Genomic DNA, 19,510 nt, shown 5'->3' with positions numbered 1-19,510 from the left:
TTAATCAGTTTATTGGATTAGTAAAACGAACAATTCATAAACACCCCATCATACATAAAATTGTAGAGTTGTGCAGTTTATGGAAAATTGGGATGTCATAATAGTTGGTGTTGGCTCCGCAGGCTTATCCGCAGGCATATATGCGGTTCGCAGTGGGCTGAAAACTTTGATTTTGGATGAAAAATTTGCGGGCGGAACCATATCTGACGCGCCAATGGTTGTTAATTATCCTGGATTTGCCGAAATCAGCGGTGGTGAACTGGCAGAAAAAATGACTACGCATGCCCGAAAACTTGGTGTAGTAATCCATGACATTGAACCTGTTGTTAGCATGGACTTGAAGGGGGAAACCAAAACCGTAACCACCCCCACGGCGACATATCAAGCCAAAGCGGTAATCATTTCACAGGGCTCCCACTACAAGGAACTGGGTGCAAAAGGTGAAAAAGAGTTCAAAGGCAGAGGCGTAAGTTACTGTGGCGTTTGTGATGGTCCCTTTTTTAAAGGCAAAAAAGTCATGGTTGTCGGCGGTGGAAACTCTGCATGCATAACCACGCTTTACCTGTCCGCAATCGCCGAGCAGGTCACAGTTGTTCACAGACGAGACCGCTTCCGCGCCGAAGAATCCATAGCCAATGATGTAGCCTCAAAAGCCAACGTTAACATCATGTGGAACACGGAAATTGAAGAAATAAAAGGCGACAAAAAAGTAACCACTGTAACCCTCAAAAACAACCAAACCAGCCAATTAACCCAGCAGGATGTAGCTGCCGTGTTTGTGCAGGTGGGTGAGGTACCAAACAGTCAAATCGCCCAAGATTCAGGCGTGGAAGTCAACGAGCACGGCTACATAAAAATTGACATCAATCAAAAAACCAATTTGCCTGGGGTTTTCGCGGCAGGAGATGTAACCAGTCATCCTGTTAAGCAGGTGGGCACGGCAGTTGGACAGGGCATCACTGCGGCGCTGGAAGCTTATGCCTTCATTAAGAGGCCTTATTACAAGAAATAATTGCGGCTTTTGTTCTAGTGTGCAGTTTATTTTTGTTTTCCTATTTTAATGTTGATTATTTTAGTTAGTTTTTGAACGCCTGCCCTTTAAAACAACCTTAAGCTGAGCACTGCTCTTAAGATGGCAAAAGTATATACGTATTTTCAGAAAATCGTGGATAAGGTATTTATCATTCAAGAGTCCTTCTCACTCTTTCAATTACTCAAGCTGACAGCTTAGAATCAAAAATACAGCAGAAAATAAAGTGAGGATTTGGAATGAGTGAAGAATGTCTTGCTGTTGTAGAAATTAATCAGGATTTGTGCAGTAGATGTTATGTTTGCAAATCCATCTGTCCGTATGACGCCATAAAAGCTGACGAAACGGGCAAAGTGGAAATCCAAAGCAAAGACTGCCAAGTCTGTGGAATCTGCTACAGTGCCTGCCCATCTGCTGCAATAAAAATGCAGTATTACAATTATGACAATCTTTCAGAATATGTTAAAAAAGCCCGCGAACACGCTCCTGACGTGGAAACGCTGGTTTTGATGTGTCGAGGAAACTCGCCTTCAACAGGTGAAGTTCAAGATATACTCCACGCTCAAAACATAAACGTGGACAACTTTATCGCACTACGATTACCATGCGCGGGACGAGTACCAACAGACTTTATTTTCGAATCCTTAAACTCTGGCATAAAACATATCATCTCAATCCAGTGCGAGGACCAATTCTGCCGCTATAAAGAAGGCACAAAAATCAACACCCGCAGGCTTGTTCTTGCCAAAGATGTCCTAAAACAACTGGGCTTTGACGATGATGCTGTTAAAGTAATAAAGTTCTCACGCAAAGCAGTCTACGACGTACAAGAATGTGTCGGATGCGACAAATGCATCTTCATCTGCCCCTACGGCGCCATCGAGTTTGAACCGTTCGCAACACCCAAAGTAAATTTGGATAAATGTGTTGGTTGCGGTGCATGCCAACTGGTTTGTCCACACCACGCAATCCAAGTGAAGGGCTTTGAGTTCGAAAATGTGCTCAACCGCTACGGCAGTGCTGCTGAAGCGTTGAAGGCTAAAAATGGTGGTCCAGCGGTTTTGGCGTTTGTTTGTCAGTGGTCTGAGTTCTCAGCGTTGGATAATCCTAACAAAGTGTTTGAGGGCAAAAACGTGCTAACCCTTGAAGTTCCATGCTTCAAATCCCTTGACCCCGTACACATCGTAAACGCACTACAATGCGGCTTTGACGGCGTCATGGGCGTGGTTTGCCCCGAAAAAGACTGCAAACTGCAAGAAGGACGCGACACTGCCGAACGCAACGTTGCTGCACTCAAAGTTGCCCTCAAAAAGCTTGGATTGCTTGACCGTTTCGCTCTCTATGAGGAATCCCCAAGATGCCAAGGTGACTTCCAAGCAAAACTGGATGAGTTCTACCAAAAAATCTCTGCCTTACCTAAACAGGAAGTAAAATTGGAGGATGCATAATGTACACGATAGTGACTAAATCTGAGCCTGTTCCAAAAATTAAGGTCTTTGAAGTTGACGCCCCAGACATTGCTGCCAAGGCACAGCCGGGACAATTCTTAATCGTAATCAACGGGCAAAAAGGCGAACGCATACCCCTCACCATCAGCGGGTATGACCGCCAAAAAGGCACGGTATCATTTGCTTTTCATGAAGTAGGCAAAACCACCAAAGACCTTGGCACCCTAAAGCAGGGTGAATCAATCGACACTGTAACTGGTCCACTTGGAAACCCCTCTGAAATCAAAAAATATGGCAAGGTTCTCTGTGTGGGTGGAAGCGTCATGATAGCACCGCTACTTTTGCAGTCTAAGGCTATGAAGGAAGCTGGTAACCACGTAACCACTGTGTTGGGTGCACGAACCAAAGAGTTCATCATGATGGAAGACTTAGCTAAACAATACAGTGACAAAGTCTACATCGCAACCGATGATGGCTCAGCAGGCTACAAGGGCTTAGATTTTCTTGCTGAACTGCTAAAAACAGAAAAGTTCGATTACTGCGTGGTTATGGGACCAGTAATTCTCATGAAGGACGTAAGTGAAATCACCAAGCCCTACAGCATCCCAACAATCGTGACAACCACCCCAATAATGATTGACGGCATGGGCATGTGCGGCGTCTGCCGTGTCACAGTGGATGGTAAAATGAAGTTTGGATGCGTGGATGGTCCAGAATTTGATGGTCACAAAGTTGATTTTGACGAGTTGATTCTTCGCCAACGAACAATGTTGCCTGAAGAGAGGCTGAGCAGTGTTTTGGCGGAGTTAAAAGCAAGAGGAGGATGCAAGTGTGGTGGACACTAAACCAAAACCCAAACTAAACAAGAAAGCAGTTGAAATGGCAAAGCAAGACCCCAAAGTGCGTGCTAAAAACTTTAGCGAAGTCGCATTGGGCTACACTGAAGAAGAAGCACAAGAAGAAGCAAGCCGCTGCCTACAATGCCCCAACCCCCTCTGCAGAACAGGCTGCCCCGTAGAAGTTCCAATTCCACAATTCATCAAAGCCATCAAAGAAAAGAACTACGCCGAAGGCATCCGAATCATCAAAACCAAAAACGCCCTACCCGCCGTCTGCGGACGTGTTTGCCCACAGGAAGAACAATGCCAAAAGAAATGCGTCATCGGCAGAATGGGTGAACCCGTAAGCATCGGACGATTAGAACGCTTCCTTGCTGACTGGGAACGAGACAACGGCTTCCAACTTCCTCCAAAAGCACCATCTACAGGCAAAAAAGTTGCAATTGTCGGTGCAGGACCCGCAGGATTAACAGTCGCAGCAGACCTTGTCAAGCTTGGACACGAAATCACCATGTTTGAAGCCCTACATGTGGGCGGCGGAGTGCTCATGTACGGTATCCCCGAATTCAGATTACCCAAAAAAATAGTGCAAAACGAAGTAAACTATGTACAAAAACTCGGTGTTGACCTCCGATTAGGCAACCTCATCGGCAGAATCCACACCATACCCGAACTAATGAAAGAAGGCGGCTATGATGCAGTCTTCATCGGCAGCGGCGCAGGACTACCCTCATTCACTGGTTGCTCTGGTGAAAACCTCGGCGGCATCTACAGCGCAAACGAATTCCTAATCCGCGTTAACCTTATGAAAGCCTTTGCATTCCCCGAATACGATACTCCAATCCGCATTGGCAAACACGTAGTAGTCATCGGCGGCGGAAACGTAGCCATGGACTGCGCTCGATGTAGCATGCGACTGGGCTCTGATGTGTGTCTACTGTACAGGCGTTCACGAGCAGAACTGCCCGCACGTAACGAAGAAATCGAGAACGCAGAAGAAGAAGGCTTAGTCTGCAAATTCCTCGCAGCACCTTTAGAGTTTTATGGTGACGAGAAAGGCTGGGTAAAAGCCATGAAATGCATCGCCATGGAACTAACCGAGCCAGACGAGCGTGGCAGACGAGGCGTAAGAAAGGTTCCAGGTAGCGAATTCGTAATGGATGTTGACACCGTAATCATCGCGATTGGACAAACACCAAACCCCATTATCCAACGCACGACCGAGGGCTTACAAAGCGACCAACGCCATGGAACAATCTGCGTTGACGAAGACGGCAAAACCAGTCTTGAAGGCGTCTATGCAGGCGGAGACGTTGCCACAGGAGCAGCAACCGTAATTAGCGCCATGGGAGCAGGCAACCGCGCAGCCAAAGCCATGCACGAATACCTGATGAACAAAAAATAGTTCGCCTATTTTTAGGCAATTTTTTCTTTATTTTTCAACTTCTGTTATTGTTTTAGCGCCAGTTTCTTTCTTATCCTTGCGATGCCCTCAATTAATGCTATTCCCAAAAACGCATAAATGATGCCGCTTATGAGTTGACCTGCTAAATTAAGAGGTATCATACTGTGGCTGTAACCATACTTACTGATTGGAACGGATTCAGTGTAAAGTTCACCGGTTATGTTTATGTTAGCAAGAAACATTAAAGCTAAAAAAGCTGAAAGCAACACAAACACCACCAACGCAGGCTTAAACAAATCATACATGTCATGTGAACGGGCACGCCGAATCGTTAGTATCCACATTGCTAAGCTTGGCACAAACAAGCCGTACAAAAAGTTGGAATAGCCAAAAACAGGCAATACACTGGGTGCGACAGTGAGGTTTTGAAGGGAAACAAAACTTGCCCACCAAAACAGTGGATTCGCTACAGTGAGAACAACACCAAATAACCCGATAAGTGTGGCATCCACCATCCGTAGGCTGCTGGGTTCTTTTTTCTTTTCAGGAAAAGTTAACAAAAACTGCGCTGCCAGCACTCCTTTTTCTGTGAGAGCGTACTGCCCGTTTGAGTTTTTGGTGATGAGGTCGCCAAGAGCTTTGAGGTGGTAGTTGATTTTTCCTGTGCTTTCTGACTCAGCATAACTCATCAGGTCAGTGTAGGTGAGGTTTTTGCGTTCGTTTAACGCCAATACTATCTTGCGTCTAATCGGATGTTTTAGCACATCTCGGAAGGAATCAAAATCCACGCTCATCTGTAACACTGCCGACTGAGAAATGGTCCGGAGCAATTTAAGAATATTTGACTAACCGTCTTGTCAAAGATTAGTCAAACATACCCTGCTAATTTCCATTCTATTTGCCGCCTATTTGGAGCCTATTAGAAATTCAATGCAGAAACCATAGAGGGGAGGGTCCAAAAATAGCGTGTTTTCCAATCCAAAAGTATGAAGAAAACAGCCCTCCACCGTTGCCTGAAAAGAATGTTTTTATCTGTAAGTGGGGTATCAGCTTATCCACACTTAAAGGTGAACATAAATGGGTAAAGGTTCAGGTTATGGAAAAGTCATACTATTTGGCGAGCACTTCGTAGTTCACGACGTGCCCGGCATCGTATCCGCTATTGATTCATCAACAGATGCAGAAGTAACAAAAGCCCAAAAGGGCCTTAACGTGCGTGATGAACGCAAAACCGCCAAAGGCTACAGCGAAGAAAAACGCCTACAGCAAATCGAATCCATCGAACGCATGCTAAAAGCAATGGAGCTTGACCCCAAAACAGCCTTGGACATCTGGATAGGCGGTTCACTGCCTGGTTTTAGCGGTTTGGGCGCTTCAGCAGCCAGCAGCGTCGCAATCGCACGAGCCATCAGCGAAGAACTCAACCTCAACATACCAAACGACAAAATCAACGCCATCGCATACGAAGCCGAAAAAGCATACGCAGGCAACCCCAGCGGCATAGACAACACCGCAGCGACATATGGCGGCTTGATGTGGTTTAAGAAAAACCCCGCGGGTGGACAAGACCTTGTTGAGCGGCTTCATATTCATCGGCCAGTGGAAATCGTGATTGGCAGCACAGGCAAAGTCGCCAACACCAAAGCAATGGTTGAAGGCGTCGCCGAACGCAAAAAGAAAGACCCCGCAAAATATGACCCGCTCTTTAAACAAGCTGAAAACCTCGCCGTAGCAGGACGCAAAGCGCTCGAAGCAGGAGACCTCAAAAAAGTCGGCGACTTAATGAACGAAAACCACCGCATACTCCAAGAAATTGGTGTATCCAGCAAAGAACTCGACCTACTGGTGGACATGGCACGCAAACAAGGCGCTTTTGGGGCAAAACTTACAGGCGGCGGAGGCGGAGGCTGCATGGTTGCGCTCACACCGGGCAAGGACTTGCAGGGCAAAGTTGCGTCTGCGTTTAAGACTGCGGGTTATGAGTTTTTAGCCACCAAAATCGGTGTAGTAACCTATTAGTTGTGAATGGGCTTTTTAGCTTCCTTTTTTGTTTTTTTGTTGTTATTTTTTTCTGGATGGTTTTCCAAAACCTATAAACGTGCACTTTTGAATAGTGAAATCAAGGCGAACCAAAATGGGCTTACGAACCTTCATCGAAGAATTACAAAGTAAGGGCGAATTAACCAAAATCACAAAGCCCGTCTCAACCGAGTACGAGATGGCGGGCATAATCAACGCACTGGGCGAGCGCCCCGTGTATTTTGAAAACGTCAAAGAATCCAGCATCCCAGTCGTTGCCGGATTGGTCTCCAGTAAACAACTGATTTCCCGCGCATTAGGCACAGGTAACAATTTGCTGCCTAAACTTCTAAACGCAATCGAAAACCCCAAAGCCCCCACCGTGGTGGAGCAGGGTGCATGCCAAGAAGTCGTAGAAACCAACGTTGACCTAACCGCATTGCCCATTATGCGTTATACTGAGAAAGACGGCGGCAAATACATCGCCTCAGCAGTTTCAATAATTAAAGACCCAGAGTTTAAAACCCAAAACATCTGCTTCCATCGCCTCATGCTAAAAGACAAAAACCACTTCGTAGCCCGAATCGTGGAACGCCGAGGCACCGACTCTGCACTGGCAAAGGCTGGTGGTGAACTTGACATCGCCATTTGCATAGGCAACTCAACAGCAACACTGCTCTCAGCAGCGACAACGATGCCTATGGGCGTGGATGAGTTGGGTATGGCTAACGCGTTGGAGCAGACGGATGTGGTTAAATGCAAAACCCTTGACCTTAACGTTCCTGCAGACTGCGAGTTTGTGCTTGAAGGCAAAATAACTAAAGAGATGGCTTCTGAGGGTCCCTTCTTGGATTTGACAGGTATTGAAGACCGTGTCAGACAGCAGCACGTAATAGAAATCAAAAAAGTAACCCGCCGAAAAAACCCAATATACCAAACAATCCTTGCAGGCAAAAACGAGCACAAATTCCTAATGGGCATGCCAAAAGAACCCACCATCTACAAAGAAGTCAGCAAAGTCTGCAACTGCAAAGACGTCTACATTACACCCGGCGGATGCAGCTGGCTACACGCGGTTGTGCAAATCAAAAAACAAGACCCAGATGATGGTAAAAAGGCGATTGCAGCCACCTTCAAAGGACACGGTTCCCTCAAACACTGCGTCATCGTGGATGAAGACATTAACATTTATGACCCACACGACGTAGAATGGGCAATAGCCACAAGATTCCAAGCAGACAAAAACGCGGTAATCCTCTCCAACCAGCCCGGCAGCAGTCTTGACCCCTCAGGTGACCTATCAGAGGGCAAAAAAGCCACCACTGCCAAGGCAGGCTTAGACGCAACAGCGCCATTGGTCTCAACGGGCAAGGGCTTTAAGAAACTGGATTACATTAAAGTTGACTTAAACAAGTACCTGTGATAATTATGGAGTTAACAAGGCAAGAAGAAGCAATGCTCAAAGGCGAACAGGGATATGCCGTGCGGAAAAGCATGGAAATTCTGGTTGCGTTGGGAGATATTTTTGGTGCAAAAAGCCTAATTGACGTTGGCAGCGTCCAAGTCGCAGGCGTCAGCTACCACAATCTGGGTGATGCTGGACTGGAATTTTTGGATTCGCTGGCAAAAGATGGCAGAGTCAAAGTCCTAACAACGCTCAACCCTGCAGGTATGGACTTAGACAATTGGCAGCAACTCGGAATCAGCCCTGATTTCGCAGAAAAACAAAAACTCGTAATCCAAGCCTTTGAAAAAATGGGTATCCTCGTAAGCTGCACATGTACACCCTATCTCATCGGAAACCTGCCCCTGTTTGGTGAGCACCTTGCATGGTCAGAAAGCAGCGCCGTAACCTTTGCGAACTCGGTGATTGGCGCAAGAACCAACCGAGAAGGCGGACCCTCAGCACTCGCGGCAGCCTTTGTGGGTAAAACCCCATGCTACGGCTTGCATTTGGACGAGAACCGTGTGCCAGATGTGCGTGTTCAAGTTGACGCTGAAATAGGTAAACTCTCCGATTGGGGCGCGCTTGGGTACGCGATTGGTAAGAAGGCGGAAAACAAAATCCCCTACATCACAGGTATCAAAACTGCATCGTTGGATGAGTTGAAATCATTTGGCGCAAGTTTAGTCACGTATGGAGCTAAGCCCCTGTTTTACATTGATGGTGTTACGCCAGCCGCAGAATTGCAGCCCAAACCCCAAGAATCTGTCACGATTGAGGCAGCCGATATCAAAGCAGCCTACGACCACATAAACGATGAAGTAGAAGACATTGACTTTGTCTGCGTCGGATGCCCCCACTGTTCAATCAAAGAAATCGAAGAAATCGCTGACTTAATCAAAGGCAAAAAAGTTGCAGCGGGCACGGAACTTTGGGTTGCAACGTCTCGAACCGCCAAACAGCTTTCGGACAAACGCGGCTACACAGCAATCATCGAGCAAGCGGGCGACAAATTCGCCTGTGACACCTGCATGGCAGTTGCGCCATTGAAGGGTAGGTTTAAGGCGTTGGCAACTACGTCGGCGAAGGGTTGTTTCTATTCAAGACATAATCTTATGAAAACAAAAATGGGCAGCATGCGCGAATGCGTAAATGCAGCGGTGACTGGAAAATGGAACAATTAAACGGAAGAATAATTTACAAGGGCAAAGCCGAAGCAGAAGCACTTGTCACATCAATGCCAATTAGCTTCTACGGTGGCGTTGACCCCAATACAGGTGTAATCCTTGAGAAAGGACACGAACTCCAAGGCATAAGCATCAAAGACAAAATCTTAGTGTTCCCGCAGGGCAAAGGCTCAACAGTAGGCAGCTACACACTATACCGCCTCAAAAAGAACGGAGTAGCCCCAGCAGGAATGATAAACAAAGAAACCGAAACCATCGTAGCAGTCGGAGCAATCATCAGTGAAATTCCCTTCGTAGACAAAATCGACATAAGCAAAATCAAAACAGGTAACAAAGTCGTTATTGAAAAAGAAACTGTCTCAATTCAGTAGCTTCTTCTTTTCTCTTTTGATTTTTGTTTTTTTAGCATAGCAGATATAAGGAAGCCCAACAATATTCACGGCACAGAAGTGTCGTTTATGACTGAAAGACAAGCATTATCCATGGTTACCTGCACCAGCTGCGGTAAACCAATTGCGCCAGGAAGCGAAGCTACAAAATTCCTGTGCCCAAACTGCGGAGAAATCCAGATTAAACGCGACGGAAAATGCCGCAAATTCGGCAGAACCTATAGGTGCCCCAAATGCGGGTTCCAAGGACCATAAGGTGAATAGTGATGGGCGCAATTCTTGTTGTTTACAAGGTTTTTCCTGAAGACATCGTCGAAGACTTTGAACCTATGAAAGAAAAAGTCAAAGCAATCCTTCCCGAGTCCGCCGCTATTGAAGGCTGGGGAACCGAGGATGTTGCTTTTGGTCTCAAAGCTCTGCTTGTTCAGATTCGTTTTCCCGAAGACAAGATGGGCATAGTTGAAGAATTCGAGGTTGCACTCGGAAAAATCCCAGGTGTTAGCCAAGCAGAATCTTTCAACATTCGCAGAACCAGCCGTTAAAGCTGCCATCTGCACCTAAACCTACACCTAAACCCTTTTCTTTTAGCTTCCTTTAAGTTTATATAGGTATAAACCAAAAGAAACAGTGCATCAATTTATCAGGAGACATATTTAGCGATGAGTGAAGTTCAATTACGTGTTGGAGACGCAAGGCAGCGTGATGTTGGTAGAGGTATTGCACGCATTGACCAGCGAACCATGCAGAAACTGGAAATAAGCGCAGGAGACGTTATCGAAATCGTTAACAAACGCACAACCAGCGCGATTGCATGGCCCGCGTACAGTGAAGACCAGAACCGTGACATAATCAGAATTGATGGGTTCACACGCAAAAACTGCGGCGTAGCCATAAACGAATACGTCGTTATCCGACCCGCCAAAGTCAAAACCGCGCTGAGCCTCACGCTTGCGCCTGTGGATATGCGTTTAAACGTTGATGATGACTTCACCAATTTTGTCAAAAACCGCTTGATGGAGCGCACCTTAGTTGAAGGCGACACCACGCTGGTTATGATGCTTGGTCACGCAATCCCCTTTACAGTATCCAAAACCCGACCCCATGGCATAATCAAAGTAACCGCGGAAACCCGCCTAACAATCCTAAACGAACCCGCACCCGAAGGCAAAGGCTTACCCCGCACAACCTACGAAGACATCGGCGGACTCCACGAAGAAATCCAACGCGTCAGAGAAATGGTAGAGTTGCCCCTACGCCACCCTGAACTTTTCCAGCGCCTCGGAATCGAACCACCCAAAGGTGTACTCCTACACGGACCACCAGGATGCGGCAAAACCCTGCTTGCCCGAGCAGTCGCTAACGAGTCCGAAGCCAACTTCTACAGCATAAACGGTCCCGAAATCATGAGCAAATTCTACGGCGAATCCGAAGCCCGATTACGCGAGATTTTCCAGCAAGCCCAACAAAACGCACCCAGCATAATCTTTGTTGATGAGCTTGATGCAATTGCGCCTAAACGTGAAGAAGTCACAGGCGAAGTGGAACGCCGTGTTGTTGCGCAACTCTTAGCTTTGATGGATGGGTTAGGTGGAAGAGGTAACGTCATAGTTATTGGAGCCACAAACCGTCCAGGCGCACTTGACCCTGCACTTCGCAGACCAGGAAGGTTTGACCGTGAAATCGAAATTGCCGTCCCCGACAAGAAAGGACGCTACGAAGTTCTGCAGATCCACCCCCGCGGGATGCCTCTTGCAGAGGGAGTTGACCTCAAAAAACTCGCAGATATGACCCATGGCTACACAGGCGCTGACCTGTCCTCGCTGGGACGGGAAACCGCCATGAAAGCCCTAAGACGCTACTTGCCCCAAATCAACCTTGAAGAGGAACGGATTCCTCCTGAAGTGCTAGAGAAAATGGAGGTTAACATGGATGATTTCATGGGTGCCTACAAAGAAGTTACACCAACCGCTATGCGTGAAGTTTACATTGAAGTTTCATCTGTGCATTGGGAAGACGCAGGTGGATTAGATGATGTTAAACAGCACCTAAAAGAAGCAGTGGAATGGCCAATTAAAACCCCTGAACTGTTCACTCGTCTGGGTATTCGCGCACCAAAAGGTATACTACTGTATGGTCCACCTGGCTGTGGCAAAACCCTGCTGGCACGAGCAGTAGCTACTGAATCCGAAGCCAACTTCATATCCATTAAGGGTCCTGAAGTTTTCAGCAAATGGGTAGGCGAATCCGAAAAAGCCATCCGTGAAGTCTTCCGCAAAGCCCGCATGGCAGCCCCAGCAGTCATATTCCTTGACGAAATCGATTCTCTAACACCACGACGTGGCATGGGCATGAGCGACAGCGGCGTTTCAGAACGTGTTATCAGCCAACTCCTAACCGAAATGGACGGCATCACTACCCTTCACGATATCGTAGTTATCGCAGCGACTAACCGACCTGACATGGTGGATTCCGCTGTGATTCGACCCGGCAGATTTGACCGCCTAATCTACGTACCTGAACCTGACGAAAAGAGCCGAGCGCAAATCTTTAAGCTCTACACAAAGGGAATGCCTCTCGGAAAAGACGTGGACCTAAACCAGCTTGCGTTGGTGACTAAGTATTATTCTGGCGCAGATATTGAATCATTATGCCGTGAAGCTGCTATGCATGCATTGCGTCGAGACGTGAAGACCACTGAGGTTTTCATGGCTGATTTCCAAGATGCAATGAAAGAGATGGGTCCATCAATTACGCCGGATATGGAGAAATGGTACAAGAGTTTCATGGCGCAAATCCGTCAAGTACAAAAACCAGCAACACCAGTAACATAAGAGAAGCGAAACAAACATGCCACAGATAAAAACTTGGAAAACCCGCCCCTCCCATTATGTCGCGTTAGAAATCCTCAGGAAAAAAGGCGACATGACCGATGATGACCTATTTAACCAGTTAAAAGACGAGTTTGAAGACATGGGCTTTAAAGACTTCAACGATTTACTGCTCAAACTTGAAGTCAGCCAAAAAATCCGTCTATCCTCCATGTCACGAGGCAAACGACGCATCGAACTCGTCCACTAAATCCCTTTTCCATTTTTAAAACATTTTTTGTTGTTTTTCTGTTCCATCCCTTTGAGCAGTGACTGTTTTGACCTGAAAATTGCCATTAGGGACCGCCTCCCTCTATAGGTTTCTGCAATGAATTTCTAATAGGCTCCAAATAGACAGCAAATAGTTGTTTCTTATATAGCACAGTCAACAGATAACCCATACGTGAGATGCCCAATGCAGACAGACGCTCTAATAATCGGCGGTGGCCCAGTTGGTTCCTACGCTGCGCTTCAGTTAGCTAAGTTGGGCGTTAATGCGGAAGTGTTTGAAGAGCACGCCACTATTGGGTTGCCTTCGCACTGCACAGGACACATAAGCATCAAAAGTCTGCGAGCCGCAGGATACTATCCATTGCCAAACGGCATTGTGGAGAACACGTTTAACGTAGCCAACTTTTACTCGCCCCAAGGCACCAAATTTGCCCTCAAACTCAAAACGCCCGTTACGTGTGCTTTGAATCGGGCAAAATTCGACCAACACATCGCCTCTCAAGCCCAAACCGCAGGCGCAACCTACCACCTTGACACGCCTGTGCAATCCCTAATCCTGAAAAATGGGGCAGTTAAAGGTGTGAACCTAAAAGACGGCACCTCTGTCTCCTCAAAAATCGTGCTTGACTGCGAAGGCATCTCCTCACGGCTTCTACATCAATCAGGACTAAAATCGTTCAAACCTTCAGGGCTCGTGTACGGAGTTGAAGCTGAAGTTGACAGGGTGCAGAATGTTGAGGCGCATGCGGTTGAGGTTTATCTCGGGCAGAGCGTGGCGGATGGGTTTTATGGTTGGGTGGTCCCGCGACCAGACGGCACAGCAAAAGTGGGCTTAGCAACCGCCACTGGCAACCCCAAGGCACTGCTTGAACGGTTAATGACAAAGCATCCCATCGCCAAAACCCAACTTGCGGGTTCAAAAATAGTCAAAATCAACTATCACGCCCTCACCTTGGGTGGACCAATCAGCAAAGCATACACTGACGGGTTCTTAGCAGTAGGCGACTGCGCCTCACAGGTGAAGCCAACCACAGGCGGCGGCGTCATTTTCGGGTTAACCTGCGCCAAAATCGCCGCGGAAGAAGCCGCAACAGCCCTCAAAGCTGGCGATGTCTCCCAAACTGCGCTTGCTCAGTACCAGAAACGCTGCAATGAAACTCTACATTTTGACGTTGCAGTTATGCTTCGTCTACGAAAATTCCTCAACTCGCTCTCGGATACGAAGTTGGATGAGGTTTTGCGTGTCTGCAAAAGGTTGGGCGTTGATGGGGCATTGGCAAGTGTGGAGGAGATTGATTTTCAGGGTCAAATGATACTGCAGGTTGCAAAGAAGCCTGCGATGGCTGCGGCGTTGGCGTATTTTGTTTGGACTTATTTGACTGCAAAGCCTTAAAATCTTCCACACCAAATTATCGTCGGGAAGAACAATGAGCGAATTTGACTACAAGCAGGTGCTGGTGTTCCGCAAAGACCTACAAATGAGTAAAGGCAAAATCGCGGCTCAGGCAGGACACGCAGCTGTTTCCAGCGCGCAGGACGCTTATGTGCATCATAAGAAGTGGTGGGAAGAGTGGCTCTACGAGGGGCAACGAAAAATTGCGGTGAAGGTTCCCAGCGAAAAAGAACTCAGCGAATTGGAAGAAGCCGCAGATGATTTAGGTTTGCCACATGCCCTAATTATTGACCGTGGATTGACCGAGATTCCAGAGGGTACAGTGACCTGTCTTGGGATTGGTCCAGCCCCATCTGATAAAATTGACCGTTTAACTGGGAAGCTTCCACTTCTATAGGCGAATGCCTTGCAGGCTCCAGAAATCGACAAAATTCTTGGAATGGAAATTTATGCTTCAACCACCGAGGGTACTGGCGGCGCAATCCGAAAAAGCATTGACGATTTTGTCGTGCAAGAAGTTCTTGTGGACGGCACAAAAGCCCAAATTGATGGCACGGTTCCCAGCCGCGCCTTGTGTTCCTCGCAGAACCGGCAGAGGTTTTTGCTTTGCAGCTTGGTGAAGCGGGACTGGGACACGTTACTTGCAGTGAAAAACCTTGCAAAAGCGTTGGGGGTTGAGACTGTGCGTGTGCAGGCTGCGGGAATCAAAGATGCTAAAGCCGTAACTGCTCAGCATTTAACGCTTGAGAACGTGTCCGCAGAAGAAGCAGCCAAAGTTGACATTAAAGACATCAAATTAACTCCCATCGGCTATATCCGTGAAGCCCTCACAGCATATTACCTACTGGGAAACAGCTTCACCATAAACATCACCGAACTACAAGTCCCCAAAGAAACCATAGAAGCACAAATCAGTCAAACCATGCAGCAAATCAATGCGGCAGGCGGCATACCCAACTTTTATGGGCACCAACGCTTCGGCACTGCACGCCCAATCACCCATGTTGTTGGCAAACACCTAATCCAAGACGACTACGAAGGCGCAGCGATGGCTTTTCTGGCTCAACCCAGCAAGTATGAGCGCGAAACGTCAAGGCAGGCACGCACTAACCTGCAAGAAACCCGTGACTTCAAAGCTGCCCTCCAAGAATTCCCCGTGCCACTTCGTTATGAACGCTACATGCTAATGCACCTATCCGAAAATCCAACAGATTTTGCAGGTGCATTCCGCAGGTTACCCCAAAAGTTGCTTTCGCTGTTTGTTCAGGCGCAGCAGTCGTTTTTGTTTAACCGTTTCCTTAGCGAACGCATCAAAGCAGACTTGCCCCTCAATGAGGCGTTGCTGGGGGATTTTGTTGTTGGAGTTGAACGCAACGGGCTGCCAATGGCGAACACGGCGGAAATTGCAACAGAGGCGCGATTATCAAAAGTCAATGAGGCAATGGCAGCGGGGCGGATGCGTGTGGCGTTGCCCATGTTTGGTGCCAAAGGCAAACTGTCGGGTGGCGTGATGGGGGAAATTGAGCAGCGCGTGCTCGACGAGGAAGGCGTCAAGGTGCGGGCGGTTAACGAGTTCTCTTACTTGGGTGGCAAAGGCGGCGTAAGGGCAGCATTAACACCTGTGAAGGACTTCAAAGCCGAGGTTTCAGAGGAAAAAGCCACTTTGAGTTTCACGCTACATCGGGGCTGCTATGCAACGGTGCTTTTACGGGAAATCATTAAACCAGAAAACCCAATAGCTGCAGGCTTCTAAATTTTTGTAATGTACCTTTTTTTCTTAAAAGTGCCCGTTATGGTTTTATACACAACCCACATAAGACAAGGCAAAGGGAATCGTTATGTCTGATATTGGGGTTACCGTTAAGAAAAGCGAGAATTTTAGCGAATGGTACGTTGAAGTCATCCTAAAGGCAGGGCTTGCTGATTATGCGCCTGTGAAGGGCTGCATGATTATCCGCGAAGACGCCATCGCCATGTGGGAAAAAATCCAAGAAATCCTCAACAAAAAAATCAAAGCCACAGGACACAAAAACGTGTACTTCCCAATGTTCATACCCGAAGGCTTTCTTAAAAAAGAAGCCGAACACTTCGCAGGATTCACCCCCGAAGTTGCATGGATTACACAGGGCGGAGAAACTCCCTTAGAGGAAAAACTCGCAGTGCGTCCCACCAGCGAAACCATCATGTACTCCACATTTGGCAAGTGGATTCGGAGTTGGCGGGATTTGCCGCTGAAAATCAATCAATGGTGCAACATTGTCCGCTGGGAAACTAAAGCGACGAAGTTGTTTTTGCGTACCCGCGAGTTTTTGTGGCAGGAAGGCCACACCGCACATGCCACCAAAGAAGAAGCCGAAGAAGAGGTCATGTATGCCCTGCACATGTATCAGGGCATAATGGAGAACTATCTTGCAATCCCAGTAATCATAGGCATAAAAACGGAGAGCGAAAAATTCCCAGGCGCAGAATACACCACCGCACTGGAAGCCATGATGCCAGACGGAAAAGCACTTCAAATGGGAACCAGCCACAATCTGGGGCAGCACTTCGCAAAAATGTTTGACATAAAATACATCGGCGAGGACAAGCAAGACCATCTTGTTTGGCAGACCAGCTGGGGCATCACCACACGCACCATCGGTGCACTCACGATGATTCATGGCGACGACAAAGGCTTGGTTTTGCCGCCAAAAGTTGCACCTGTTCATGTTGTTATTGTGCCTATTCCATTCAAGGGTCAAGAAGCCGACGCAATCGCTGCTAAAACCAAAGAAATCCAGACAATCCTGCAAGCCAAAGGCTACAGTGTGGTTTTGGATGACCGTAACGAGTACACGCCTGGCTGGAAGTTTAACCAGTGGGAACTCAAAGGCGTCCCAGTACGCATCGAAGTTGGTCCCCGAGACGTCAAAAATGGGCAAGTTGTAATGGTAAGGCGCGATAACAAGCAAAAACTCTTCGTTAAAGACGCCGACATCCCCGCAACCATTGACCAGTTAATGACCAATATTCAAGCTGACATGCTAACCAAAGCCCGCCAAGTCATGCAGGATTTAACCACATCCGTGCAAACCTATGATGAACTCAAAAACGTGATTGTCTCCAAAGGTGGCTTTGTCAAAGCAGCATGGTGCGGCAGCGCAGAGTGTGAAGCTAAGGTTAAAGAGGAAACTGGTGCAACCATCCGAGTCCGTCCATTCCAGAAAGAAGTTCCCTCGTGCGGCTGTGTTTATTGTGGAAGAAAGGCAGAGGAAAACGTGTTTTTCGCAAGGTCCTATTAGGTCCTGTTTTCTTTTTTCATTTTTTTTCGGTTTAATCGCTTAACTATACGTGCTGTAGTGGGTAAGCTTTATTTTTTTGGTTGTTCTAAGGTTCGGGTTACAGGTAACCCTACTTGGCAATCAAAGTCACTAACCGCGCAAAAAACATTGAGTATGCCATACGTGACGTTATGGTTTACACTAAACAACTCATTAAAGATGGGAAAAAAATTTATTACCTAAACATCGGCGACCCCGCCGCATTCGATTTCAAGACACCTGCCAGCTTTAAAGAAGCCGCATGCAACGCCATAGCCAACGAGGACAATTTCTACTCTCCCTCCGAGGGCATGCCCGAGCTAAGGCAAGCAGTCGCACATAAGGAGAAAAAAATCAATAACGTTGACATAACAGCTGATGACGTGCTGGTTACCGATGGCATATCTGAAGGTATCCAGATGCTTTTGGGCGCGATTGTGGAGAAGGGTGACGAAATACTCGTTCCAGGACCAACATATCCACCCTATATTTCCTATACGCAATTCTTTGACGGAACACCCATTTCATACGAAACCATCGAAGCGGAAAACTGGCACCCAAACATTGATGATTTACGCAAAAAAATCACTCCCAAAACACGCGCCATCGTAATCATAAACCCAAACAACCCTACAGGCGCAGTCTATGACAAAAAAACACTTAAAGAAATAATAGACCTCGCAGGTGAGCATAACTTGCCAGTGTTTAGTGACGAAATTTATGACCAGTTAACCTATGAGGGCGAGTTCGCCAGTGCCGCAAACATTTCTAAAGATGTGCCCGTGGTTGGTTTGAACGGGTTTAGCAAAGTTTACCAGATGACGGGTTGGCGATTGGGCTACATGTACTTTAAAGGTGAGGGAAAACAGCTTGAACAGCTCAAGGACGGTGTAGAAAAACAATGCAGGAGTCGAATATGTGCCAATACACCCGTGCAAATCGCCGCAACCGCTGCACTCAATGGTCCGCAAGATTTTGTCAAAGACATCGTGGACAGGTTACGTCAACGCCGAGACTTCTCATATAAACGGCTAAACGAAATTGAGGGCATAAGCACCAGCAAACCCGAGGGAGCGTTTTACATTTTCCCTAAAATCCATGAGGTCGGCACAAGATGGAAAACAGACATGGATTTCGTTGCGGAACTGCTTAAGGAAACAGGCGTGCTTATTGTGAACGGTTCAGGGTTTGACCCAATCTATGGTAATGGGCATGCAAGAATAGTGTTTTTGCCGCCTATTGATGTGCTTGAGGAAGCCTACAATGCGTTGGAGCAGTTTATGAAAAAGAAACCCCAAAAGTCGGTGCCAGAGCACGTGGGCAAGGGCTAAATTTTTCTTCTAATTCCCTTTAGGCTCTATAGTTTTTTTATATTCTATATAAGATATGCTAATTAGTTTTCGTCACTGAAAGGTTTTGGAGAGACAGACGTGAGAACACATTCGAAGCTTTTTTGGTCTGAGGTTGGTCCTATCCGTAGTAGCTTTGTTTTAGGCGGCCCCCTGTCTAAATCCGTGTTTTTACTCCTTGAATGCTAGGACCAACTGCCAGACCCCTTGGTGGATGTACAGGTCACTGTTGAGTTTAAAATACAGGTTATACGTAGTATCAGGGTTTTTGTGCTATTGTAATCTCAAAACTGCCCATTTCAGTTAAATAAGCCCCTTTGAAGGGTTCCAATCTTTCTTTTTATCACGTTAAAAAATAGGTAAGTCAAAAAAATTAGATTTTACCGTAACACTGTAGTTCTACAGGGGGTTCATATTCTACCTAGACAAGTCTAATTAGTTTTCACCGCACAAAAGGTTCTCTGGAGAAAGAAAGGTGAAGGCATACTCAAAAAACTTTTTTCGGTCTAAGGTTGGTTCTACCTGTAGCAACATAATTTAGGCACCTGCACGCTAACTTTTAGATTCCCTTGAGGGTAGAACCAGCTGAAGACCTCCCAGTTAAACTATC

At 47.0% G+C, this 19,510-nt stretch carries 18 protein-coding genes; 17 read left to right on the top strand and 1 reads right to left on the bottom strand.

What is annotated here, in order from left to right:
• The first annotated feature begins 79 nt into the window (after positions 1-79).
• From NWF01_00895 to gltA, 4 genes are all read left to right on the top strand, one after another.
• The gene (locus tag NWF01_00895; GenBank protein MCW4023579.1) at positions 80-1,012 is read left to right on the top strand and encodes an FAD-dependent oxidoreductase; all 933 of its coding nucleotides are present in this window, start codon (positions 80-82) and stop codon (positions 1,010-1,012) included.
• A 257-nt stretch (positions 1,013-1,269) separates the two neighbouring features.
• Positions 1,270-2,478 (top strand): hydrogenase iron-sulfur subunit, encoded by a 1,209-nt coding sequence (locus NWF01_00890; protein MCW4023578.1) that lies wholly within the window; start codon positions 1,270-1,272, stop codon positions 2,476-2,478.
• Positions 2,478-3,323: a sulfide/dihydroorotate dehydrogenase-like FAD/NAD-binding protein gene (locus NWF01_00885; protein ID MCW4023577.1), complete on the top strand. Its 846-nt coding sequence runs from the start codon at positions 2,478-2,480 to the stop codon at positions 3,321-3,323. Before NWF01_00890 ends, NWF01_00885 begins: the two co-directional genes overlap by 1 nt.
• Positions 3,324-3,357: 34 nt before the next feature.
• Entirely contained in the window at positions 3,358-4,722 is a 1,365-nt protein-coding gene (gltA, locus tag NWF01_00880) for an NADPH-dependent glutamate synthase (GenBank protein MCW4023576.1), read from the top strand.
• A 44-nt stretch (positions 4,723-4,766) separates the two neighbouring features.
• On the opposite strand, the gene NWF01_00875 is transcribed toward gltA, so the two are convergent.
• Positions 4,767-5,516, bottom strand: a complete 750-nt coding sequence (locus tag NWF01_00875) for a transcriptional regulator (GenBank protein MCW4023575.1) — start codon at positions 5,514-5,516, stop codon at positions 4,767-4,769.
• A 283-nt stretch (positions 5,517-5,799) separates the two neighbouring features.
• On the opposite strand from NWF01_00875, the gene mvk reads away from it, so the two are divergent.
• The 13 genes from mvk (at position 5,800) to NWF01_00810 (ending at position 18,882) form a co-directional block, all read left to right on the top strand.
• A complete protein-coding gene (gene mvk / locus NWF01_00870) occupies positions 5,800-6,741 on the top strand; it encodes a mevalonate kinase (GenBank protein ID MCW4023574.1) in 942 nt (313 codons plus the stop codon).
• 115 nt (positions 6,742-6,856) lie between these two features.
• Positions 6,857-8,164, top strand: coding sequence for a UbiD family decarboxylase (locus NWF01_00865; protein MCW4023573.1), 1,308 nt, complete (start codon positions 6,857-6,859; stop codon positions 8,162-8,164).
• A gap of 5 nt (positions 8,165-8,169) precedes the next feature.
• Positions 8,170-9,369 carry an aconitase X catalytic domain-containing protein gene (locus NWF01_00860; protein MCW4023572.1) on the top strand — a complete coding sequence of 400 codons (1,200 nt, stop codon included), beginning with the start codon at positions 8,170-8,172 and terminating at the stop codon, positions 9,367-9,369.
• Positions 9,357-9,743, top strand: a complete 387-nt coding sequence (locus NWF01_00855) for a DUF126 domain-containing protein (GenBank protein MCW4023571.1) — start codon at positions 9,357-9,359, stop codon at positions 9,741-9,743. Before NWF01_00860 ends, NWF01_00855 begins: the two co-directional genes overlap by 13 nt.
• Before the next feature lie 87 nt (positions 9,744-9,830).
• Entirely contained in the window at positions 9,831-10,016 is a 186-nt protein-coding gene (locus NWF01_00850) for a zinc finger domain-containing protein (protein MCW4023570.1), read from the top strand.
• A gap of 11 nt (positions 10,017-10,027) precedes the next feature.
• Complete coding sequence (locus tag NWF01_00845; GenBank protein MCW4023569.1) at positions 10,028-10,303, top strand: elongation factor 1-beta; 276 nt, start codon at positions 10,028-10,030, stop codon at positions 10,301-10,303.
• Positions 10,304-10,420: 117 nt separating this feature from the next.
• Positions 10,421-12,592 carry a CDC48 family AAA ATPase gene (locus tag NWF01_00840; GenBank protein ID MCW4023568.1) on the top strand — a complete coding sequence of 724 codons (2,172 nt, stop codon included), beginning with the start codon at positions 10,421-10,423 and terminating at the stop codon, positions 12,590-12,592.
• A gap of 16 nt (positions 12,593-12,608) precedes the next feature.
• The gene (locus tag NWF01_00835; protein ID MCW4023567.1) at positions 12,609-12,839 is read left to right on the top strand and encodes a hypothetical protein; all 231 of its coding nucleotides are present in this window, start codon (positions 12,609-12,611) and stop codon (positions 12,837-12,839) included.
• 204 nt (positions 12,840-13,043) lie between these two features.
• On the top strand, positions 13,044-14,252 hold the full coding sequence (locus NWF01_00830; GenBank protein MCW4023566.1) for an NAD(P)/FAD-dependent oxidoreductase: 1,209 nt from the start codon (positions 13,044-13,046) through the stop codon (positions 14,250-14,252).
• A gap of 34 nt (positions 14,253-14,286) precedes the next feature.
• Complete coding sequence (pth2, locus tag NWF01_00825; protein MCW4023565.1) at positions 14,287-14,649, top strand: peptidyl-tRNA hydrolase Pth2; 363 nt, start codon at positions 14,287-14,289, stop codon at positions 14,647-14,649.
• A gap of 9 nt (positions 14,650-14,658) precedes the next feature.
• A complete protein-coding gene (gene truD / locus NWF01_00820) occupies positions 14,659-16,005 on the top strand; it encodes a tRNA pseudouridine(13) synthase TruD (GenBank protein MCW4023564.1) in 1,347 nt (448 codons plus the stop codon).
• Between the two features lie 85 nt (positions 16,006-16,090).
• Positions 16,091-17,533, top strand: a complete 1,443-nt coding sequence (gene proS, locus NWF01_00815; protein ID MCW4023563.1) for a proline--tRNA ligase — start codon at positions 16,091-16,093, stop codon at positions 17,531-17,533.
• Positions 17,534-17,646: 113 nt separating this feature from the next.
• Complete coding sequence (locus tag NWF01_00810; GenBank protein MCW4023562.1) at positions 17,647-18,882, top strand: aminotransferase class I/II-fold pyridoxal phosphate-dependent enzyme; 1,236 nt, start codon at positions 17,647-17,649, stop codon at positions 18,880-18,882.
• The last annotated feature ends 628 nt before the right edge of the window (positions 18,883-19,510 follow it).

It is taken from the genome of Candidatus Bathyarchaeota archaeon, from assembly GCA_026014585.1.
Taxonomy (GTDB): Archaea; Thermoproteota; Bathyarchaeia; order Bathyarchaeales; family Bathycorpusculaceae; genus Bathycorpusculum.
The sequence above is the reverse complement of the archived record's forward strand: the minus strand, read 5'-3'. Positions and strand labels throughout refer to the sequence as shown.